The organism is Burkholderia sp. SIMBA_062 (assembly GCF_046534765.1).
Classification (GTDB): domain Bacteria; phylum Pseudomonadota; class Gammaproteobacteria; order Burkholderiales; family Burkholderiaceae; genus Burkholderia; species Burkholderia ambifaria.
In genome coordinates, this window is sequence record NZ_JAWRYD010000001.1 from 212,312 (window position 1) to 232,735 (window position 20,424).

General features: G+C 70.1%; 20 protein-coding genes. 9 read left to right on the forward strand and 11 right to left on the reverse strand.

The annotated features are described in order from the left end of the window. Positions 1–63: 63 nt before the first annotated feature. Entirely contained in the window at positions 64–1,026 is a 963-nt protein-coding gene (locus SB786_RS01030) for a LysR family transcriptional regulator (RefSeq protein ID WP_410725778.1), read from the forward strand. 119 nt (positions 1,027–1,145) lie between these two features. On the opposite strand, the gene SB786_RS01035 is transcribed toward SB786_RS01030, so the two are convergent. Next, positions 1,146–2,105: an NAD(P)H-dependent flavin oxidoreductase gene (locus SB786_RS01035; protein WP_410725779.1), complete on the reverse strand. Its 960-nt coding sequence runs from the start codon at positions 2,103–2,105 to the stop codon at positions 1,146–1,148. Between the two features lie 280 nt (positions 2,106–2,385). On the opposite strand from SB786_RS01035, the gene SB786_RS01040 reads away from it, so the two are divergent. Further along, positions 2,386–3,282, forward strand: coding sequence for an alpha/beta fold hydrolase (locus SB786_RS01040; protein ID WP_410725780.1), 897 nt, complete (start codon positions 2,386–2,388; stop codon positions 3,280–3,282). 34 nt (positions 3,283–3,316) lie between these two features. On the opposite strand, the gene SB786_RS01045 is transcribed toward SB786_RS01040, so the two are convergent. Beyond that, positions 3,317–3,808: an Lrp/AsnC family transcriptional regulator gene (locus SB786_RS01045; protein ID WP_175699677.1), complete on the reverse strand. Its 492-nt coding sequence runs from the start codon at positions 3,806–3,808 to the stop codon at positions 3,317–3,319. A 113-nt stretch (positions 3,809–3,921) separates the two neighbouring features. Here SB786_RS01045 and SB786_RS01050 point away from each other — a divergent pair, with 113 nt between their 5' ends. Then, positions 3,922–4,824, forward strand: coding sequence for a DMT family transporter (locus SB786_RS01050; protein WP_410725781.1), 903 nt, complete (start codon positions 3,922–3,924; stop codon positions 4,822–4,824). Between the two features lie 232 nt (positions 4,825–5,056). Here SB786_RS01050 and SB786_RS01055 read toward each other — a convergent pair whose 3' ends face one another. The 5 genes from SB786_RS01055 to SB786_RS01075 are packed head-to-tail and all read right to left on the reverse strand — an operon-like array spanning position 5,057 to position 8,134. Then, positions 5,057–5,263, reverse strand: a complete 207-nt coding sequence (locus SB786_RS01055; protein WP_410725782.1) for a DUF1289 domain-containing protein — start codon at positions 5,261–5,263, stop codon at positions 5,057–5,059. Continuing rightward, positions 5,260–5,766 (reverse strand): YbaK/EbsC family protein, encoded by a 507-nt coding sequence (locus SB786_RS01060; RefSeq protein ID WP_006762225.1) that lies wholly within the window; start codon positions 5,764–5,766, stop codon positions 5,260–5,262. Before SB786_RS01060 ends, SB786_RS01055 begins: the two co-directional genes overlap by 4 nt. 22 nt (positions 5,767–5,788) lie before the next feature. Continuing rightward, positions 5,789–6,721 carry a hydroxymethylglutaryl-CoA lyase gene (locus SB786_RS01065; RefSeq protein ID WP_410725783.1) on the reverse strand — a complete coding sequence of 311 codons (933 nt, stop codon included), beginning with the start codon at positions 6,719–6,721 and terminating at the stop codon, positions 5,789–5,791. Between the two features lie 29 nt (positions 6,722–6,750). Next, complete coding sequence (locus SB786_RS01070; RefSeq protein ID WP_410725784.1) at positions 6,751–7,692, reverse strand: 2-hydroxyacid dehydrogenase; 942 nt, start codon at positions 7,690–7,692, stop codon at positions 6,751–6,753. A gap of 4 nt (positions 7,693–7,696) precedes the next feature. Next, positions 7,697–8,134, reverse strand: coding sequence for a VOC family protein (locus tag SB786_RS01075; RefSeq protein WP_006762228.1), 438 nt, complete (start codon positions 8,132–8,134; stop codon positions 7,697–7,699). A 212-nt stretch (positions 8,135–8,346) separates the two neighbouring features. On the opposite strand from SB786_RS01075, the gene SB786_RS01080 reads away from it, so the two are divergent. Beyond that, the gene (locus SB786_RS01080; RefSeq protein ID WP_410725785.1) at positions 8,347–8,970 is read left to right on the forward strand and encodes an RBBP9/YdeN family alpha/beta hydrolase; all 624 of its coding nucleotides are present in this window, start codon (positions 8,347–8,349) and stop codon (positions 8,968–8,970) included. Between the two features lie 51 nt (positions 8,971–9,021). Here SB786_RS01080 and SB786_RS01085 read toward each other — a convergent pair whose 3' ends face one another. Together SB786_RS01085 and SB786_RS01090 are read right to left on the reverse strand one after the other, a co-directional pair. Continuing rightward, complete coding sequence (locus tag SB786_RS01085; protein ID WP_410725786.1) at positions 9,022–11,142, reverse strand: phosphocholine-specific phospholipase C; 2,121 nt, start codon at positions 11,140–11,142, stop codon at positions 9,022–9,024. A 49-nt stretch (positions 11,143–11,191) separates the two neighbouring features. After that, entirely contained in the window at positions 11,192–11,476 is a 285-nt protein-coding gene (locus SB786_RS01090; protein WP_410725787.1) for a hypothetical protein, read from the reverse strand. Positions 11,477–12,034: 558 nt separating this feature from the next. Between SB786_RS01090 and SB786_RS01095 the strand changes: the two genes are divergently transcribed. From SB786_RS01095 to SB786_RS01105, 3 genes are read left to right on the forward strand one after another with little or no spacing between them, the layout of a single operon-like run. After that, positions 12,035–12,790: a (2Fe-2S)-binding protein gene (locus SB786_RS01095; protein ID WP_410725788.1), complete on the forward strand. Its 756-nt coding sequence runs from the start codon at positions 12,035–12,037 to the stop codon at positions 12,788–12,790. 18 nt (positions 12,791–12,808) lie between these two features. After that, positions 12,809–13,810 carry an FAD binding domain-containing protein gene (locus tag SB786_RS01100; RefSeq protein WP_410725789.1) on the forward strand — a complete coding sequence of 334 codons (1,002 nt, stop codon included), beginning with the start codon at positions 12,809–12,811 and terminating at the stop codon, positions 13,808–13,810. Continuing rightward, positions 13,807–16,041 carry a xanthine dehydrogenase family protein molybdopterin-binding subunit gene (locus tag SB786_RS01105; protein ID WP_410725790.1) on the forward strand — a complete coding sequence of 745 codons (2,235 nt, stop codon included), beginning with the start codon at positions 13,807–13,809 and terminating at the stop codon, positions 16,039–16,041. Before SB786_RS01100 ends, SB786_RS01105 begins: the two co-directional genes overlap by 4 nt. A gap of 5 nt (positions 16,042–16,046) precedes the next feature. On the opposite strand, the gene SB786_RS01110 is transcribed toward SB786_RS01105, so the two are convergent. Next, entirely contained in the window at positions 16,047–16,967 is a 921-nt protein-coding gene (locus SB786_RS01110; protein ID WP_410725791.1) for a LysR substrate-binding domain-containing protein, read from the reverse strand. 111 nt (positions 16,968–17,078) lie between these two features. Here SB786_RS01110 and SB786_RS01115 point away from each other — a divergent pair, with 111 nt between their 5' ends. Further along, positions 17,079–17,717 carry a glutathione S-transferase family protein gene (locus SB786_RS01115; protein WP_410725792.1) on the forward strand — a complete coding sequence of 213 codons (639 nt, stop codon included), beginning with the start codon at positions 17,079–17,081 and terminating at the stop codon, positions 17,715–17,717. Positions 17,718–17,908: 191 nt separating this feature from the next. On the opposite strand, the gene SB786_RS01120 is transcribed toward SB786_RS01115, so the two are convergent. Then, the gene (locus SB786_RS01120) at positions 17,909–19,201 is read right to left on the reverse strand and encodes an MFS transporter (protein ID WP_410725793.1); all 1,293 of its coding nucleotides are present in this window, start codon (positions 19,199–19,201) and stop codon (positions 17,909–17,911) included. A gap of 108 nt (positions 19,202–19,309) precedes the next feature. Between SB786_RS01120 and SB786_RS01125 the strand changes: the two genes are divergently transcribed. Further along, positions 19,310–20,356 carry a LysR substrate-binding domain-containing protein gene (locus SB786_RS01125; protein ID WP_410725794.1) on the forward strand — a complete coding sequence of 349 codons (1,047 nt, stop codon included), beginning with the start codon at positions 19,310–19,312 and terminating at the stop codon, positions 20,354–20,356. The last annotated feature ends 68 nt before the right edge of the window (positions 20,357–20,424 follow it).

The following is a 20,424-nucleotide window of genomic DNA, read 5'->3' on the forward strand; positions in this document are numbered from 1 at the left end:
TTTCCTATCCTTTGCTACCCTATCTCGTAATTGCATGATTCCCAGGAATTGCGAGCTAGTTCGATGGATACCCTCGTCAGCATGAATGTGTTTCGCTACGTCGTCGAAGTGGGCAGCTTCGTCGGCGCGGCGGAGCGCATGCAGATGTCGGCCGCGATGGCGAGCAAGCACGTGATGCATCTCGAGCAGCAGCTCGGCGCGCGGCTGCTGCATCGCACGACACGACGTGTCGCGCCGACCGAGGCGGGACGCGAATACTATGAGCGCCTCGTGCAGGCGCTGTCGGAACTCGACGAAGCCGGACAGGCGGTCGGCGCCGCGAGCGTCGTGCCGCAGGGCCGCCTGCGCGTGACGTCGCTGTCCGCGTTCGGATTGCGGCACGTGATGCAGGCCGTCACCGATTATGCGGGCCGGTTCCCGGACGTGATCGTCGACATGACGCTGTCCGATCGCGTGGTCGACCTGATCGAGGAAGGCTATGACATCGCGGTGCGCGCGGCGCCCAACGGACTGAAATCCTCGTCGCTGGTCGCGCGGCAGATCGCGACCGCGCACATCCTGCTGGTCGCGTCGCCCGAGTATCTCGAGAAGCACGGCACGCCCGAGACGATCACCGATCTCGCGCACCACAATTACCTGCGCCGCGATTCGAATTCGACGATGCTCGATTCGCTCGTGATCGACGCGGCCGCCGCCTCGCGTGTGAACCTGAACGGCAACCTGATCGTGAATCATCTCGAAGGGCTGCGCGCGGCCGTGCTCGCGGGCGCGGGCATCGCGCTGCTCGGCACCGAGGTGGTCGGCGACGACATCGAATCCGGCCGGCTCGTGCCGGTGTTGCTCGACTCCGTGCCGCCGCACGAGGCGCCGATCTATGCGGTGTATGCGAGCCGCCGCCACGTGTCCGCGAAGGTGCGCTCGTTCGTCGACTTCCTCGCCGCGCGTTTCGAAGGGCAGTCGCTGTGCCCGTCGATCGAATCGCGCCTGCGCGTGCTGCCGATCACGCGGATCAAGCGCACGGGCTGACCGGCGCCGCGCCCTGCGGGCGGACATGAAAAAAGCGCGAGCCGTTGCGGTTCGCGCTTTTTCGTTTGGGTCCGGCGTGATGCGCGGATGCGCGGCGGTGGCGCTACCCGCCGCGTGCGTCAGCGTGCGATGCCGAGCCGTGCCTTCGCGTCGTCGTACTCGCGCTTCATCCGCTCGACGAGCTCGCCGACGCTCGGCAGGTCGTCCATCAGGCCGACGCCCTGGCCGGCACCCCAGATGTCCTTCCACGCCTTTGCCTTGTCGCCGCCGAAATTCATCTTCGACTTGTCCGATTCGGGCAGCGCGTCCGGATCGAGGCCGGCCTTCTCGATGCTCTCGCGGATGTAGTTGCCGTGTACGCCGGTGAAGAGGTTCGTATAGATGATGTCGGACGATTTCGCGTTGAGGATCGCGTGCTTGTAGTCCTCGACCGCGTGCGCTTCCTGCGTCGCGATGAAGCGCGTGCCCATGTACGCGAAGTCGGCGCCCATCGCCTGCGCGGCGAGGATCGACCCGCCGTTCGCGATCGAGCCGGACAGCACGATCGGGCCGTCGAACATCCTGCGCACTTCGCCGACGAGCGCGAACGGGGAGGTCGTGCCCGCGTGGCCGCCGGCGCCGGCCGCGACGAGGATCAGCCCGTCGACGCCGGCTTCGAGCGCCTTCTGCGCGTGACGCAGGTTGATCACGTCGTGCAGCACGATGCCGCCGTAGCCGTGCACCGCGTCGACGATCTCGCGCGCCGGCGCGCGCAGGCTCGTGATGAAGATCGGCACCTTGTGCTCGACGCATACGCGCACGTCATGCTCGAGGCGCACATTCGACTGATGGACGATCTGGTTGACCGCGATCGGGCCGATCACCGCGTCCGGGTGCTTCGCCTTGTGGTCGGCGAGCTCGGACTGGATCTGCGTGAGCCACTCGTCGAGCAGTTCGGCCGGGCGGGCGTTGAGCGCGGGGAATGATCCGACGATACCCGCCTTGCATTGCGCAAGAACGAGTTCGGGGTAGCTGACGATGAACATCGGCGACGCGATGACGGGCAGCGTCAGGTTCTGCAGGACTGCGGGCAATGCCATGTGATGTCTCCAGTCTCGAGGGGCGGCCGGACCCGGCGCGATCGCGCCGGCTTCGGCATTCATGCTTGGCGGTCGAACGGTGCTTCGAGTGTAGCGGCGTGGCGCTGCGCCCATATTAATACGAACGGTCGTGCGGTTCTACGCGAGCTTAGCAAACTGCGCGGCGTGACGACAATCGAGTGAGTGTTCTCTTTCTACGCATTCGGGGGCTCAGCCGCGTGCAGCAGCCGGCCGGGCGCTCCTACAATACCCGCCATAACAAACCCACGAGAAACAAACCATGTCGTTCGACGCTTTTGCATCGTTTCGCGTGACGATGCAGGACACCGACATCTTCGGTGTCAAAGGAGGCGCGGGGCCGCCGCTTCTGCTGCTGCACGGCCATCCGCAGACCCACATGATCTGGCATCGCGTCGCCGCGACGCTGGCGAATCACTTCACGGTGATCGCGACCGACCTGCGCGGCTACGGCGCGTCGGGCAGGCCGCCGAGCGACGCGCTGCATGCGCCGTATTCGAAACGCGCGATGGCGGCCGACCAGGTCGCCGTGATGCGGCACTTCGGCTTCGAGCAATTCCACGTGTGCGCGCACGATCGCGGCGCGCGCGTCGCGCACCGGCTCGCGCTCGATCATCCGGCGGCCGTCGAACGGATGATGCTGCTCGACATCGCGCCGACGCTCGCGATGTACGAGCAAACCGATCGTGCGTTCGCGACCGCGTATTTCCACTGGTTCTTCCTGATCCAGCCGGCGCCGCTGCCCGAAACGCTGATCGAAGGCCGCACCGATGCGTATATCGAGCGGGTGATGGGCAACCGTTCCGCCGGGCTCGCGCCGTTCGCGCCGGAGGCGCTCGCCGCGTATCGCGCCGCGCTCGCGCAGCCGGGCGCCGTGCACGCGATGTGCGAGGACTACCGCGCGTCGGCGACGATCGACCTCGAACACGACCGCGCGGATCTCGAGCGCGGCAACAAGGTCGCGTGCCCGCTGCGCGTGCTGTGGGGCGAGAATGGGATCGTCGGCCGCTGCTTCGATCCGCTCGACGAGTGGCGGCGCGTCGCGCGCGACGTCAGCGGCCGCGCGCTCGATTGCGGGCACTACATTCCGGAAGAGGCGCCCGTCGCGCTGCTCGACGAGCTGCTCGCGTTCTTCGACGCGCGCGACGCGGCCGCGTGAGCGGCACGGGCCGCGGCGGCAAGCGCGCCGACGGTCAGCGGCGCGCGGCGTCGTCTTCGACGAGCGGCGGCAGGCGGCGCGGCACGGGCGTGGATTTCACGATCGCCGTGCTCGTTTCCGCGCGCTCCGTCACTTTCGACAGGATGTCGTCGAGGTGATCGATCGTGCGCAGGTAGAGCCGGCAGATGAAGCAGTCCTCGCCGGTCACCTTGTCGCATTCGACGAATTCGGGAATCCGCCGCAACACCTCCTCGACCAGATGCAGCTGCCCCGGCAGCGGCTTCACGCGGACGATCGCCTGCAGCGTGTAGCCGAGCGCGCGCGGGTCGAGCTCGACGGTGAAGCCTGCAATCACGCCCTGCGCTTCGAGCCGCCGCACGCGGTCGGCGGTCGCGGGCGCCGACAGCCCGATCTGCCGCGCCAGTTCGCTGGTGGCGATGCGCGCATCCTCGGCAAGCGCGGCGAGGATCGCGCGGTCGGTCGCGTCCAGTGACGCGACGGCGGGCGGGGAAAGGCGTTTCGACATGATCGCTTTGCTTTCGAAGGTGAATCGGTGGTTTCGCTTCAGTTTAGTCGTGGATGCGCGGAAAGCAAGTTCCTAGAATCGAAGTCATCTTCTCTCGTCGAATGGAGTCCCTGATGGCCTCGAACGAAACCCGCCGCGGCGCCGCCGAGATGGTCGTCGCGATGATGATGTCCGGCACGATCGGCTGGCTCGTGATGTCGTCGCAGCAACCGCTCACCAACGTCGTGTTCTTCCGCTGCCTGTTCGGCGCGGCGACGCTCGCGATCGTCTGCGCGGCGCTCGGCTTCCTGCGCCGCGCGCTGTTCTCGCCGCGCATGCTCGCGCTGGCGACGCTCGGCAGCGTCGCGATCGTCGCGAACTGGCTGCTGCTGTTCGCCGCGTATTCGCGAGCGTCGATCTCGATGGCGACCGCCGTCTACAACACGCAGCCGTTCATGCTCGTCGCACTCGGCGCGATCGTATTTCGCGAACGGGTCAGCGCATCGACGATCACGTGGCTCGCGCTCGCCTTCGTCGGGCTCGTGTGCGTGGTGCGGGTCGAGCCGGCGGTGCTCGCGGTACCCGGCGAATATCTCGAAGGCGTCGCGCTGTCGCTCGGCGCGGCGTTCCTGTACGCGGTGTCGTCGATCGTCACGAAGCACCTGAAGGGCACGCCGCCGCATCTGCTCGCGCTGCTGCAGGCCGGCCTCGGCATCGTGCTGCTCGCGCCGTTCGCCCACTTCGGCACGTTGCCGGCGACGCCCGCGCAGTGGCTCGATCTCGTCGTGCTGGGCGTCGTGAACACGGGCCTGATGTATGTGCTGCTGTACGGCGCGATCCAGAAGCTGCCGGTCGCGATGACGGGCGCGCTGTCGTTCGTCTATCCGGTCGTCGCGATCATCGTCGATCGCGTCGCGTTCGGGCAGACGCTCGCGTGGACCCAGGTGCTCGGCGCGCTGCTGATCCTGCTCGCGGCGGCCGGCGTGAACCTCGGCTGGCGCATCGTGCCCGCGCGTCGCGCGAGCGTCGGCAACTGAAACGTTCGTGCGATTCGGCGGGCAGTTTCGGCTCGTCGCCCGGGTCGGCTGCCGCGCCTGTCGGCGCCGCGTCCGGGAACGCCGATTGCCCGCGAAAAGAGCTGTAAGGAGTTGTAGGGAAACACCCGATGCGACGCCGCGGCGTCGCTCGTATGATGCGGGCTGTGACGTTGATCACGTTCACAGGATTCCGATCTCATGCCGTTCGCCTGACAGGCCGAACGGCATTTTTTTATGCGCCGCTCCGGGCGAGCAGACGCCGCCGCGCGTCGAGCCGCGCGAGCAGCGCGCGTCTCGCGTCGTCGTCCGACGCGCGCCATCCCTTGATCTCGTCGCGCGTGCGCAGGCAGCCCGCGCACCAGTCGGTACGCGGGTCGATCCTGCATACGTCGGTGCACGGCGAGGCGACCGTGCCGATCGGCACCGGCACGTCGCTCATGCGTCGTTCCTCAGCGCGACGTCGGCGACCGGCGCGCCCGTCAGCGACACGAGCTCCTGCGGCGACAGGTTGAACACCGCGTGCGGATGGCCGGCGGCCGCCCACAGGCTGTCGAGCTCGAGCAGGTCGGCGTCGATCAACGTGACCGGTTCGACGAGATGGCCGATCGGGCAGACGCCGCCGATCGCATAGCCGGTGTGGTCACGCACGAACTTCGCATCCGCACGCCCGACCGGGCCGACCTGAGCGGCGACCTTCTTCTCGTCGACGCGGTTTACACCGCTCGCGACGACGAGCACCGGCAGCCCGTCCGATTCGCGCCGAAACAGGATCGACTTCGCGATCTGCGCGACGGAGCAGCCGAGCCCGGCCGCGGCCTCGGCGGAGGTCTTGCCGGTTTCGGCGAGCATCACGATGCCTTTCGAATGGCCGCGCTCGCGCAGCAGCAGCGCGACGCGTCGCGCGGAATCGGGGAGGGCGTCGAATGAAGTGGGTGTCGTCATGGAGAGTCCGTGAATGTCGGGGTCAGACGCAGCTCGGCGCGTCGGTCGCGCTCTGCGCCTTGGCGAGCAGCGCGCGGCCGGCGCGCGACACGTTCGCGCGGCCGATCGCGTTCGAGATGAAGTCGCCGGCGGCGACCACCTGCGCGAGGTCGATGCCGGTGTCGATGCCGAGGCCCTGCATCAGGTACAGCACGTCCTCGGTCGCGACGTTGCCGGTCGCGCCCTTCGCGTACGGACAGCCGCCGAGGCCGGCGACCGACGCGTGGAAGATCTCGATCCCTTCGAACAGCGCCGCGTAGATGTTCGCGAGCGCCTGGCCGTAGGTGTCGTGGAAGTGGCCCGACAGCCGTTCGCGCGGAAACACGCGCGTGACGGCCGACAGCACTTCGCGCGTGCGCTTCGGCGTGCCGACGCCGATCGTGTCGGCGATGTCGATCTCGTCGCAGCCGAGCGCGGCGAAGCGCTCGACGACGTCGACGACCGACGCGACCGGCACTTCGCCCTGGTACGGGCAGCCGAGCGTGCACGACACGCTGCCGCGCAGCCGCACGCCGGCATCCTTCGCGGCCTTCGCGACCGGCTCGAAGCGCGCGATGCTTTCCGCGATGCTGCAGTTGATGTTCCGTTGCGAGAACGCCTCGCTCGCCGCGCCGAAGATCACCACTTCGTCCGCGCGTGCGGCGAGTGCGTTCTCGAAGCCCTTCAGGTTCGGCGTGAGCACCGAGTACACCGTGCCCGCCCGACGCTCGATGCCGGCCATCACGTCGGCGCCGTCGGCCATCTGCGGCACCCATTTCGGCGACACGAACGACGCGGCCTCGATGTTGCGGAAACCGGCGCGCGACAGCCGGTCGACGAGCGCGATCTTCACGTCGGTCGGCACGAAGGACTTTTCGTTCTGCAGCCCGTCGCGCGGGCCGACTTCGACGATCTTGACGGCGGTGGGGAACGTCATGGTTGTCTCCAGTTTGTGTAGGGCGGAATTCAGTAGCCGCGCGCGTAGTCGACGATGCCGCCCACCCGCTCGCCGCGCTCGAGCGCGCGGATCTTGCCCGCGATCTGCTCGACGGCTTCGTCGCGCAGCGTCTCGGCCGAACAGTGCGGCGTGATCGTGATGCGCGGCGTGTGCCAGAACGGATGATCGGCCGGCAGCGGCTCGTGCTGGAACACGTCGAGCGTCGCCGCGGCGAGCTGGCCGCTCGCGAGCGCGTCGAGCAGGTCGGCTTCGACGAGATGCGCGCCGCGTGCGACGTTCACCAGGTACGCACCCGGCGCCAGCCGGGCGAAGGTGCGCGCAGACAGGATTCCGTCGGTATCGCGCGTGCTCGGCAGCAGGTTCACGAGTACCTTCGCGCCGTCGATGCACGCGTCGAACGCGTCGTCGCCCGCGAAGGTGTCGATACCGTCGAGCTGCTTCGGCCCGCGGCTGTAGCCGCGCACCGGCAGGCCGAGCGCGGCGAGCGCCTGCGCGACCTGCGCACCGAGCACGCCGAGGCCGAGCACCGCGACGATGAAGCCCGCGCGCGGATGCGGCGCGAGCACCTGCCAGCGGCGCTCGCGCTGCAGCGCTTCGTATTCATCGAAGCGGCGCAGGTAGCGCAGCACCGCGTGCGTCACGTATTCGATCATCTGCTGCGCCATGCCCGAATCCTCGAGACGCACCAGCGGCACGTCGCGCGGCAGCGTGCCGGGATGCGCGCGCTCGAGCGCGAGCAGCGCATCGACGCCCGCGCCGAGATTGAAGATCGCGCGCAGGCCGTCGCGCGGCGCGAACAGCTCGCGCGGCGCGCGCCACACGAGCGCGTAGTCGGCGGCGGCCGTGTCGCCCGGCTGCCACGCGCGCAGCTGCGCGTGGGGCAGCGCGTGCGCGAGCGCGTCGCGCCATGCGCCGGCTTCCTGATGCGGCGAGTAGAACAGGATCTTCATGCGCTTACTTCGCGAATAACTGGCCAATGTCGGCGAACGCCTTGAATTCGAGCGCGTTGCCGCACGGATCGAGGAAGAACATCGTCGCCTGCTCGCCAACCTCACCCTTGAAGCGGATGTGCGGCTCGATCACGAAGCGCGTGTGCGCGGCCTTGAGTTTATCGGCGAGCGCATGCCATTCGTCCATCGACAGCACGACGCCGAAATGGCGCACGGGCACGTTGTCGCCGTCGACCGGATTGACCGCGCTCGCGCCGGTTTCGTCCGGCGCGAGATGCGCGACGAGCTGGTGGCCGAAAAAGTCGAAGTCGACCCAGTGATCCGAGCTGCGGCCCTCGGGGCAGCCGAGCAGGCCGCCGTAGAACGCGCGCGCGTCGGCGAGGCTCGATACGGGAAAGGCGAGATGGAACGGGCGCAGCGCGCCGGCGGGCGTAGCGGACATCGTGCGTCTCCTGTCGATCGGAACCGGCGCGGCGGCGCGCGGGTCGATCCGATGCATGGCAAGCGGGAAGCCCACATTCTACGGTTTCGCGGCGTGTTGCGCCGCGGCGGGGCCGTCGCCCACAAAAGCAAAGCACAAAATATTGGTTCGGCCGCCGCGCGCGGCGCGCCACAATCGAGCCTCGTTTCCAAGCAAAGCAAGCGAGGGCAATCATGCGCGCATGCAGCAAATCGGCGTGGCCGCCGCGGCTCGTGACCGTTCCGGGCCTGCACGGCAGCGAAGGCGCCCACTGGCAGACCTGGCTGGAGCGGCAGTTTCCGCGTTCGCTGCGGGTCGCGCAGGCCGACTGGGACGCCCCCGATCTCGCGCGCTGGGCGCAGTCGGTGCGCGCGCTGCTCGAGCGCGAGCGCGGCCCGGTCGTGCTGGCCGCGCACAGCTTCGGCTGCCTCGCGGCCGCGCATGCGCTCGCGCAATGGCCGCAGGCGGCCGACGTCGCGGGCGTGCTGCTCGTCGCACCGGCCAGTCCCAAGAAATTCACGTTCGCCGGAGCGTTCGACGCGCGCCGGCTCGCGGTGCCGTCGATCGTGATCGGCAGTGAGACCGATCCGTGGATGCCGCTCGCCGATGCGCGCACGCTCGCGCAGCGGCTCGGCAGCGCATTCGTGAACCTCGGCGACGCGGGGCACATCAACACCGCGGCCGGCTTCGGGCCGTGGCCGCGCGCGAAATATTTCGTCGACACGCTGGTGCATTGCGCGGCGCCGCTGCGCTTTCGCGACGCGGACGACGGCTTCGACGCCGCGCTCGTCGACCGTGCGCTCGCGCACGCGATCTGACACTCGCCGGCACGCGCTGCGCAGCGGGAGCCGCGCAGTGTCGCGGCGCCGCTACGACGCGGCGACGGGCGCCACCGCGGCCGGATCCGAGTAGCTCGACCGGCCGTTCTCGACGTGACCCGCGAAGCGGCGCGAGAACGTGCCGTTCGCGCCGTCGCTCACCGTCACGTCATACCAGTGGTGGCTCGATGCGAGCGCCCATTGCTCGACGCGCACGTCGCCGCCGTGCAGCGTCACCTGGCGCGCGGGCGCGCCGTACGCGTTGTCGGCCAGCGTCAGCGTGACGTGGCCCGCGCCATGGTTGCGCAGCTTCAGGTACAGGTTGCCGTTCGCGATGTCGTAGCCGGCCTTCACCTCCGGCTGCGCGTGGTTGCGGCGGCGCGCGGTCGCGGCCGACACGTTGCCCGCGAACATCCGGACGAAGCCGTTCGGCCCGTACACCGAGAACGCATACACGCCGTTCGTCTCCGTCAGGTCGAAGTCCGCGTGCAGCACGCGGCGCGCGCCGACCGTGTAGCGCCACGGGCCGTCGGTGCGGTTCGCCGCGTACACCTGGAAGTGCGCACCCTGGTTGCCGCGGTTCGCGAACTCGATGCGCAGCGTGTTGCCGCCGTAGATGCTCGCGTTCACATGCAGTTCGTAAGGCAGCGCGCGTGCGGGCCGCACGCCGGGTTCCTGCGGGACGATCGGCGACGGCGTCGCGGGCACGGTGGGCGCGGGTTGCGACGTGCATTGCTGGTCGGCGATCGAGCGGTACTGGCTCGTATCGGGCAGCGACGGGAACGATGCATCCGACGAGCGGAAGTCGAACGCGGCGGTGAGGTCGCCGCAGACGGTGCGGCGCCACGGCGTGATGTTCGGCTCGTCGATGCCGAAGCGCTCGCCGATGAAGCGGATCACCGACGTGTGGTCGAACACCTGGGAGCACACGAAGCCGCCTTTCGACCACGGCGACACGACGGTCATCGGCACGCGCGGCCCGAGGCCGTACGGCAGCCCGTCGGCGGTGTAGCTGCCGCCGCGCCCCGGGTTCACGACGGTATGCAGCTCGCCGTCGGTCGTCACGGTCGAGGCACCCTGCGCGGCGGAGGTGGGCGGTTGCGGCGGCACGACGTGGTCGAAGAAGCCGTCGTTCTCGTCGTACATGATGAACAGCACGGTCTTCGCCCACACGTCCGGATTCGACGTCAGCGCGTCGAGGATCTGCGACGTGTAGTTCGCGCCGTACGCGGGCGTGTATTTCGGATGCTCGGAGAACGCGGCGGGCGGCAGCAGCCACGAAACCTGCGGCAGCCGGTCGTTGATCACGTCGTCCTTCAGGTTGTCGAGCGTGCGCACCGTCTGCGCGCGCTGGTACAGCGACGAGCCCGGCTTCGCGTTGATGAAGTTCGTGAAGTTCTGCAGGATGTTCGTGCCGTAGTTGCCGTTGTACGGGTCGGCCCAGGTGAGCCCCTGCTGGTAGATCTGCCACGACACGCCGTGCGCCTCCAGCCGTTCGGGGAAGGTCGTCCACGACAGCAACTGGTACGCAGGCGGCAGGTCGCCGTCGACGTAGTCGGCGTTGTCGAGCAGCGGGCCGCCGAACTTGCCGGTCGGGTCGACCGTCCCCGTCATCAGGTACGCGCGGTTCGGGTGCGTCGGCCCCGGCAGCGAGCAGAAGTAGTGGTCGCACACGGTGAACGCATCGGCGAGCGCGTAGTGGAACGGGATGTCCTCGCGCACGTGATAGCCCATCGTCATGTCGGTCTTGTTCGCGGGCCACTGGTCGTAGCGGCCGCCGTCGATCGCCGCGTGGGTCTTCGCCCACGAGTGGTCGAGCGCGCCGAGGCACTGCGCGCTGGTCGTCTTCGTGTCGAGCCGGAACGGCAGCACCGGTTTCGTCGGATCTTCCTTCGACGGCTGGTACCACACCGGCTTGCCGTTCGGCAGCGGGATCGGGAAGCGGTCGTTGTAGCCGCGCACGCCGCGCAGGTGTCCGAAGTAATGGTCGAACGAGCGGTTCTCCTGCATGAACACGACGATGTGCTGGACATCGCGGATCGTGCCGGTGCCGCGCGCGGCCGGAATCGCGAGCGCGCGGCGGATCGATTCAGGGAACGCGTTGAGCGCGACGGCGGCGCCCGCTGACTGTGCGACGGTATGCAGGAAACGGCGGCGGCTGGATGACGTCATGTTGTTTCACCTCGGTTCTGCGATCGGGGACGGGACAGGAACGGCGGGATCAGTGCGGCGACGACGCGGCGACGCCGGACGAGCCCGCATTCGTCGCGGGCTTGGCGTCGTCGTCATCGTCGGGCGGGTAGTGGACGACGGGCGGCGCAAGCGGTGCGGCTTCCGACGCGGCGGCGCTCGCGCCTGCACCGCTGTTGAATGCGCTCGCGGCGCCGGCCGATGCCCCGGCCGGTGGCGAGCCGTCGGCCGTATGCGCGTCGTGCGGCGCGTCGTCGCTGCAGGCGGCGACGAAGGTGGCGGCACACAGAACGACGACGAGGGCAACGCGACGCATGACTTCTCTCCTGGCAGGCGGATCGGGAAACGATTTCCAGTATGCCGATGCGATGCGACGATTCGGTGAATCGTTTGCAACCGGGGCGTGATCGCGAAAGGCTTTCGTGAAGCTGACCGGATGCTTTCGCGAAGCATCGCATGCTCGCATGGCGGAATTTTCCAGCGCACGCGCAGGCCGCACGTATTTACACGCGTCGGGAATGCGGCGACCGAGGGATCGCGCGGCCTGCGCCGTGCTCGGCACCGCGAATGCGATCGGCAATCGGCGGTTGATGCGCCGCGGGTCACGCCGAAAAGCGGGCGTTTTTGCCGCTTTGCCAGCGCACGGCCAGCCACGCGCCAGCGTAGTGCCATGCATGCGTCACGAAAGGCGGCGCGGCCGATGCGCTGCGCGCTCGCGCCCCGTGTCGACGCCGGCGCCGCGCGCAGGCGCTACCCCGCGCATGGCCGCGGCACCGGAATTGCTAACTGCGCCGATGCGCGTGCCGTCGCGCGCGGCCATCCGCGCACGGGCGGCACATCTGCATCCATTCACCCCATGGAGCGAGCAGAAGTCATGTCCAGCGATCGAACCGATTCCCCCTCCGCCGAACCCGCGCGCGATGCCGGCCCGCCGGCACCCGCGCCCGTCCATTCAGCGGCGCTGCCGTTGCCGCACGATACGCCGTCGAGTGCCGCACGGCGCCGTTTTCTGCAATCCGCGGCCGCCGCCGCGACGGTCAGCGCCGCATCGCACGTTCATCCACAGCCCGCGCACGCCGCGTCCGCTTCGGCTGCCCCGCACCGCGATCCGGTACCGGCACAACCGGTTCATCTCGACATCAACGGGCGCGCCTACACGCTGCAGCTCGAGCCGCGCGTCACGCTGCTCGATGCGCTGCGCGAATATGCCGGTCTCACGGGCACGAAGAAGGGCTGCGACCGCGGGCAGTGCGGCGCATGCACGGTGCTCGTCGAAGGACGGCGCATCAATGCGTGCCTCACGCTCGCGGTGATGCACGAAGGCGAGCGGATCACGACCGTCGAGGGCCTCGCGCGCGGCGGCGTATTGAGCCCCGTGCAGCGTGCGTTCGTCGAACACGATGCGTTCCAGTGCGGCTACTGCACGTCCGGCCAGCTCTGCTCCGCGACCGCGCTGCTCGACGAGTTCTCGTCCGGGGCCGCGAGCGCCGTCACCGACGATGTGCGGCGGCGACCAGTGCAACTGTCGGACGACGAGATCCGCGAACGCATGAGCGGCAACCTGTGCCGCTGCGGTGCGTATCAGAACATCGTCGCCGCCGTGCGCGCCGCGCACGCGGCGCACGGTTAGCCGACGGAGGGCACCGCAATGGAAGCGATCTCCTACGAACGCGCGACCGACGTCGCCGCTGCCGTGCGCGCGGCGCAGCGGCCGGGCGCGGTGTTCATCGGCGGCGGCACGAACCTGCTCGACCTGATGAAGGGCGGCGTCGCGCGGCCCGTCGCGCTCATCGACATCACGCGCATCGCGGGCCTCGATACGGTCGATGCATTGCCCGGCGGCGGGCTGCGCATCGGTGCGCTCGTGCGCAACAGCGACGCGGCCGACCATCCGCGCATTCGCGCCGACTATCCGCTGCTGTCGCAGGCGCTGCTCGCCGGCGCGTCCGCGCAATTGCGCAACATGGCGACCGTGGGCGGCAACCTGATGCAGCGCACGCGCTGTCCGTATTTCTACGATCCGGCGTTCGCGCAATGCAACAAGCGCGCGCCGGGCAGCGGCTGCGCGGCGATCGGCGGCCACAACCGGATGCACGCGATACTCGGCGCGAGCCCGCAGTGCGTGGCGGTGAACCCGTCGGACATGAGCGTCGCGCTCGCGGCGCTCGACGCCGTCGTGCAGGTGAGCGGCCCGCATGGCGCGCGGCAGATTCCGTTCGCGTCGTTTCACCGGTTGCCCGGCGATCGGCCCGATCTCGACACGACGCTCGAGCCCGGCGAACTGATCACCGCGGTCGACCTGCCGCCGCCGCGCTTCGCCGACCATGCGCACTATCTGAAGGTGCGCGACCGCGCGAGCTACGCGTTCGCGCTGGTGGCCGTGGCCGCCGCGTTGCGGATGGACGGCCCGCGCATCGCGGAGGCGCGGATCGCGCTCGGCGGCGTCGCGCACAAGCCGCTGCGCGCGACGGCCGCGGAACGGCATCTCGCGGGGCGCGCGCCGACCGATGCCGCGCTGCGCGAGGCGGCCGCGCTCGAGTTGCGCGATGCGCGGCCGCTCGACGGTAACGGATTCAAGGTCGCGCTCGCGCAGCGCGCGATCGTGCGCGCGGTGACTATCGCCGCCGGCGCGCCGGGAGGTGCCGCATGAACACGGTGACGGGACAGCCGCTCGACCGGGTCGACGGCGAACTCAAGGTGACGGGCGGCGCGCGTTACGCGGCCGAGTTTGCCGATGCGCGGCTCGCGCATGCGGTGCTCGTGACCAGCACGATTGCATCCGGACGCATCGCGTCGATCGACACGGCGCACGCCCGCGCGATGCCGGGCGTGCTGCTCGTGATGACGCACGAGAATGCGATGCGGCTGCCGAACGGCGGCCGCCCGCCGCTGTCGCCGCCCGCCGGGCGCAGGCTCACGCTGCTGCAGGACGACGCGGTGCGCTACAGCAACGAGCCCGTCGCGGTCGTCGTCGCCGACACGCTCGAGCACGCGACCGACGCCGCGAATGCGGTGCACGTGCGCTATCGCGCGAGCGATGCCGCGCTCGATTTCGCGCGCGAGAAGGGCGCCGCGCGCGTGCCGCCCAAGCAGCAGGGGCGCCCGATGGATACGCAGCGCGGCGACGTCGAGGCGGGCCTGCGCGAAGGCGCGGTGCACGTCGACGCGACCTACACGACGCCGATGCAGCATCACAACCCGATCGAGCCGCACGCGACCATGGCGCACTGGGACGGGCCGACGCTCACGCTGCATGATGCGACGCAGGGTGTGTCGGGCGCGAGCACCGCGGTGGCCGCGGTCTTCGGCATCGCACCGGAACAGGTTCGCGTGATTTCACCGTTCCTCGGCGGCGGCTTCGGCTGCAAGGGGTCGTCGTGGTCGCACGTGTCGCTGTGCGCGATGGCCGCGAAGCAGGTCGGTCGTCCGGTCCGGCTCGCGCTGACGCGGCCGCAGATGTTCGGCCCGGTCGGCGGGCGCCCGTTCACCGAACAGCGCGTCGTGCTGGCCGCCCGCCACGACGGCACGCTGACCGCGATGTGCCACGACTCGATCGTCACCACGTCGACCTTCGAGGACTGGACGGAGATGTGCGGGATGCCGTCGCGCATCATGTATGCGGTGCCGAACCAGGCAACCACGCACCGGATCGTGGCGCTGAACGTCGGCACGCCGACGTTCATGCGCGCGCCCGGCGAGGCGTCCGGCTCGTTCGCGCTCGAGTCGGCGATGGACGAACTCGCGTGGCGGCTCGGGATGGATCCGGTCGCGCTGCGGCTCGCGAATTATGCCGAGGTCGATCCGCAGGACGGCAAGCCGTGGTCGAGCAACGAGCTGCGCGAGTGCTACCGCGTCGGCGCGCAGCGCTTCGGCTGGTCGCGCCGCACCGGCGCGCCGCGCACGATGCGCGACGGCGACACGCTGATCGGCCTCGGGATGGCGGCCGCCACGTATCCGGCGAACCGCAGCGAGGCGGCGGCGCGGGCGCGCATCCTGCCGGACGGCACGGCCGAAGTGGCGTCGGGCACGCAGGACATCGGTACGGGCACCTACACGGTGATGACGCAGGTCGCCGCCGACGCGCTCGGCTTCGCGCCGCAACACGTGCGTTTCTTGCTCGGCGATTCGAGCCTGCCGCGCGCGCCGGTATCGGGCGGCTCGCAATCGGCGGCGAGCGTCGCGCCGGCCGTGCGCGAGGCCGCCCTGCAGGCGCGCGCGAAGCTGATCGCGCTGGCGCTCGCCGATCCGGGCTCGCCGCTGCACGGCGCGGCGGCCGACGACGTGACGGTCGACGACGGCTGGCTCGTGCATCGCGGCGACCCGTCGCGGCGCGATCCGGCCGCCGCGGTGATCGCGCGGGCGGGCGGCCGTCCGATCGACGCGCAGGCGACGACGAAGCCGGGCGACGAGAAGTCGCGCTACGCATCCCATTCGTTCGGCGCGGTGTTCGCGGAAGTGCACGTCGACGCCGAACTCGGCACGATCCGCGTGCCGCGCATCGTCGGCGTGTACAGCGTCGGCCGCCTGCTCAATGCGAAGACCGCGCGCAGCCAGCTGATCGGCGGGATGGTGTGGGGGCTGGGCACCGCGCTCGAGGAAGGTTCGCATCTCGATGTGCGGCACGGCCGCTTCACGAATGCGAACCTCGCCGAATATCACGTGCCGGTGAATGCGGATATCGGCGAGTTCGACGTGGCCTTCGTCGACGAGAGCGACACGCATTTCAATCCGCTCGGCATCCGCGGCATCCGCGGCATCGGCGAGATCGGGATTACCGGCGTGCCGGCCGCGATTGCCAACGCCGTTTATCACGCGACGGGCGTGCGCGTGCGCGATCTGCCGATCACGCTCGACAAGGTGGCGATGCCGGCGCGGGCCTGAGCGCGTCAGCGCCGCGGCGTCCTGCGCCGCACTTCGCTGCGCAGCCAGTCGAGCCACGTGCGGATCGCCGCTTCGTGCGGATGGCCGGGGCGCCACACCACGTAGTGCGCATAGACGTCGGTCACGCGCACCGTCGACACGCGCACGAGCGTGCCGGCCGCGAGTTCGGGTTCGATCAGCGAGCGGCGCGCGAGCGCGACGCCGCGTCCTTTCAGCGCCGCGTCGATCAACGCGTTCGCATCGGTGAAGCGCGGCGCGCGCGCGGATTCGACGAGGTCGAGGCGCGCGGCCTGGAACCACGGTTCCCACGGCTGCGCGGGGTGGCGCAGCAGGGTCGCGCGCACGAGATCGGCCGGCGTGCGCGGCGCGATGCCGTCGCGATTGCGGTACGCGGGGCTCGCGACCGGAAAGACCGTCTCGTTCATCAGCTTCTCGGCGACGACCCCCGGCCAGGTGCCGGGCCCGTAGCGCAGCGCGACGTCGATGCGGTCGCGCTTGCGCAGCGGCGCGAGCGCCGCGTCCGGATGCAGCGCGATCGCGATGTGCGGATGCGCGGCCGCGAAGCGCGGCAGGCGCGGCGCGAGCCAGCGCTCGGCGACGCTCGGCAGCACGCTCACGTTCAACGTGACGTCGCACGCGCGCGGGCGGTCGCGCACGGCGAGCGCCGGCTCGAACGCGCGTTCGAGCACGCTCAGGCCCTGGCGCACCTGCAGCACGAGCGCATGCGCGGCATGCGTCGGCGTGGCGCCGTTGCGCTCGCGCGTGAACAGCGGATGGCCGAGCTGCGCTTCGAGCGCGCGGATGTGCTGGCTGACCGCGCCCTGCGTGAGCGCGAGTTCGTCGGCCGCACGCGTGAAGCTCTGCAGCCGCACGGCGGCTTCGAACGCACGCAGCGTCTGCAGCGGGGGAAGGTGGATGCGTCGCATCACGCATTAGTAACACTAATGCCCGAGCACGACAATTCATCGTTTGTGGCGGCCGGCCACGCGCTCCTACACTCGGTTCGTCTTTCAACGGGCCCGCCGGGCAACGCCATCATGAACGCATATCGTCTCTATCTTTCGCCGGGCGCGTGTTCGCTCGCCGCCCACATCGCGCTCGAGGAAACCGGCGCGCCGTTCGACGTCGAGATCGTGTCCGTGCGCGAGCGGCAGAATCTCGACGCGCGCTATCTCGCGATCAACCCGAAGGCGCGGGTGCCCGTGCTCGCGATTCCGGGCGAGCCGCGCGTGCTGACCGAAACGCCCGCGATCCTCACGTATCTCGCGCGCCGTCATCCGGACGCGCGGCTGCTGCCGCTCGACGATCCGCTGCGCGAGGCGCGCTGCCACGAATGGCTCGCCTGGCTGGTCGGCTGGGTGCACGGCGTCGGCTACGGCACGCTGTGGCGGCCGGGGCGCTTCATCGGCGACGCCGCGCTGCACGGCGCGATCAGCGCGCACGGGCGCGGCCTGATCGACGCCGCGAACGCATCGATCGAAGCCGTGCTCGCCGACGGCCGCACGTGGGCCGAGCCGGGCGGTCATTCGATCGTCGATCCGTTCCTGCTGGTGCTGTATCGCTGGGGTGTCGCGATCGGGCTCGACATGACGCGGCATCCGGCATGGACTGCCCATGCCCAGCGCGAGGCCGAGCGGCCGGCTGCTCAGCGCGCGCTCGCGCGCGAGCAGGTCTGACACGCGGCCGTGGCTGGCCGGTCGGCGGGATTGCCGCTGCGTCCGAGGGTTCGTTCGGATGACGAAGTTCGGACGTGTCCAATTGCCCTGTCGCGCTCATTCCATCGTAATGAGAAGTCATTCTCGACAATGGATTGGCGTGAACATGAGCCGTTGCATTCAGTCGAGCGCGACGCCGCCGCGCCGGCCCGCTAGCGTGCAAACAGCGGATACGTCGCGCCTGCGATCAGCGCGGCGGCGAGCCACACCACGCTCCACGAACCGACGGCGAGCAGCGGCGGAATCGCGAGCGGCGTGGCGAACAGCCCGAGATAGACGATCGTGTTCGCCATCCCGAGCGCGGTGCCCGCATGGTTCGCGCCCGCGAGCGTCGCGAGTTCGGTGTACGCGACGCCGTGCCATGCCGACACGCAGATGCCGGCGAACACGAGAATCGCGACGATCGCGGCGAGCGGCACGTGCGGGCTGCCGGCGGTCGCGGCCGCGAGCAGCGCGAACGATCCGGCCGCGACGCACACCGAGCCGCGCAGATACGCGCGCCGGTTGCCGTGCCGGTCGGTATGACGACCGCTCCAGACCCGCATCACCATCGCGCCCGCCTGCAGCGCGACCATCGCCGCGCTGATGCCGGCGAGGCCGAGCCGGCCGAAATCGTGCAGGAACACGGTCGCGAACGTGAGCACCGCGAACTGCGGCGCGCACAGCGCGCCGATGCCGAGCACGATGCGCCAGACGCGAGCGCTCGCGAGCGGGCTGCGCGCGGCCGCGGCCGGCGATTGCTGCCGTGCGACGGGGCGGTGCGCGGCGGGGCCATGCGCGTCGGCCGGCGCGTCGGGCGGTTCGTGCAGCCAGCGCCACGTGAGTGCGGCCGATCCCGCACACAGCAGCATCAGCGCGCCGTACACCGCGGCGAAGCCGGCATGCGACGCGAGCGACGGCAGCAGCGCCGCGCCGACGCCGCCGCCGAGCGGCACGGCCGTCTGGCGGATGCTCATTGCGAGCCCGCGTTCGCGCTCGCCGAACCAGCGCATCACCGCGCGTCCGCTCGAGCCGTTCACGCTGCCGCCCAGCAGGCCGACGCAGCTCATCGCCGCGATGACGCGCATGAGCGGCGGCACGGCGTGTGCGTTCGGGACGATCGTGATCACCATCAGCGCCAGCATCGCGGCCGTCGCGACGAGGCCGGTGAGCAACACGCGGCGGTCGCCGAAACGGTCGGCCGCGATCCCCCATGGCAGCTCCGACAGCGCGACGCCGAAGCCGAGCGCGCCGAGCACGAGGCCGAGCGCGCCGTTGTCGAGGTGGTAGGCCGAGCGCATCCACACGGCGGTGGTCGGAATGCCGGCCGCGGCGGCGGAAAAGCTCATGTTCGCGGCGACGCCGGCCGCGAGCACGCGCCAGCGATGGGCCGGGCCGCGCGCGTCGTGCGCGGGCGAGGACGAAGACGAGGAGGAGGACGGGGAAGCGAGGCAGGAGGTATCCATGGCGACAGAGCCCGTTCGGGAAATTGACATCGCCAGTGTGGCGACCTACAATCATCCTGAAAATCGGAAAGTTTTTGATGAATCGTTCGATAAAACGGGATGATCGACATGTCCGGACAACACAATGCCCACGGTGCGACGCCGCTCGCGGCACCCGACGCCGCGCTGGCCCGGCCGAACTTCGACGTCGCGGCGTTGCGCAGCCTGGTGGCGGGCGTGGATCTCGGCAGCTTCGCGAAGGCTGCCGATCGCGTCGCGCGTTCGTCGTCGGCGGTGAGCGCGCAGATCCGCAAGCTCGAGGAGCAGGCCGGCACGCCGCTGTTCATGAAGGCCGGGCGCGGGCTCGCGCTGACCGACGCCGGCGACGCGATGCTGCGCTATGCGCGGCGGATGATCGAACTGAACGACGAAGCGGCCGCGGCCGTGCGCGGCGTGAATCTCGACGGCTGGGTGCGGGTCGGCCTGCAGGAGGATTTCGGCGAAGCGATCCTGCCCGACGTGCTCGGGCGTTTCGCGCGTGCGCATCCGAAGGTGAGGATCGAGGCGCGCGTCGCGCGCAACGCCGAGCTGCTCGAGCGGCTCGACGCGAACCAGCTCGATCTCGCGCTGGTGTGGGGCGACCCGGCGTCGGCGACGCTCGTGTCACGCGCGGGCATCGACAGCGCCGCGATCGCGCAGGTGCCGATGAAGTGGATCGCGGCGGTCGGCGCGGCGGGCTTCGGCGTGCCGGATGGCGGCGGCCCGGCGGAGGCGGCCGACGACGGCGACGCGAGTCTTCATGTGATGCGCGCGTCGGGCGAGCCGCTGCCGCTCGTCGTGTTCGACCGGCCGTGCCGCTTCTTCGGCGCGGCGACGGACGCACTCGACCGCGCGGGCGTGGCGTGGCGCGTCGCGTTCACGACGCCGAGCCTGGCCGGGCTGTGGGCCGCGGCGGCAGCCGGCCTCGGACTGACGGTGCGCTCGCATTATGGGTTGCCCGCGTCGGTGCGCGTGCTCGACGCGGCGTCGTTTGGGCTGCCCGAATTGCCGAGCCTGCCGCTGATGCTGCTGCGGCGTACGTCGTCGGCGACCCCGACCGTCGAGCGGCTCGCGCGGATCGTCACGCAGGCGGTGCGGGACGCGACGCAGGCAGAGGTGGGCGCGCTGGCGGCTTGACGCAGCGTTCCGGCGCGCCGGCGCGCCGGCGCGGCATGCGTCGGCACTCCACTGCCGATCGGCCGAAT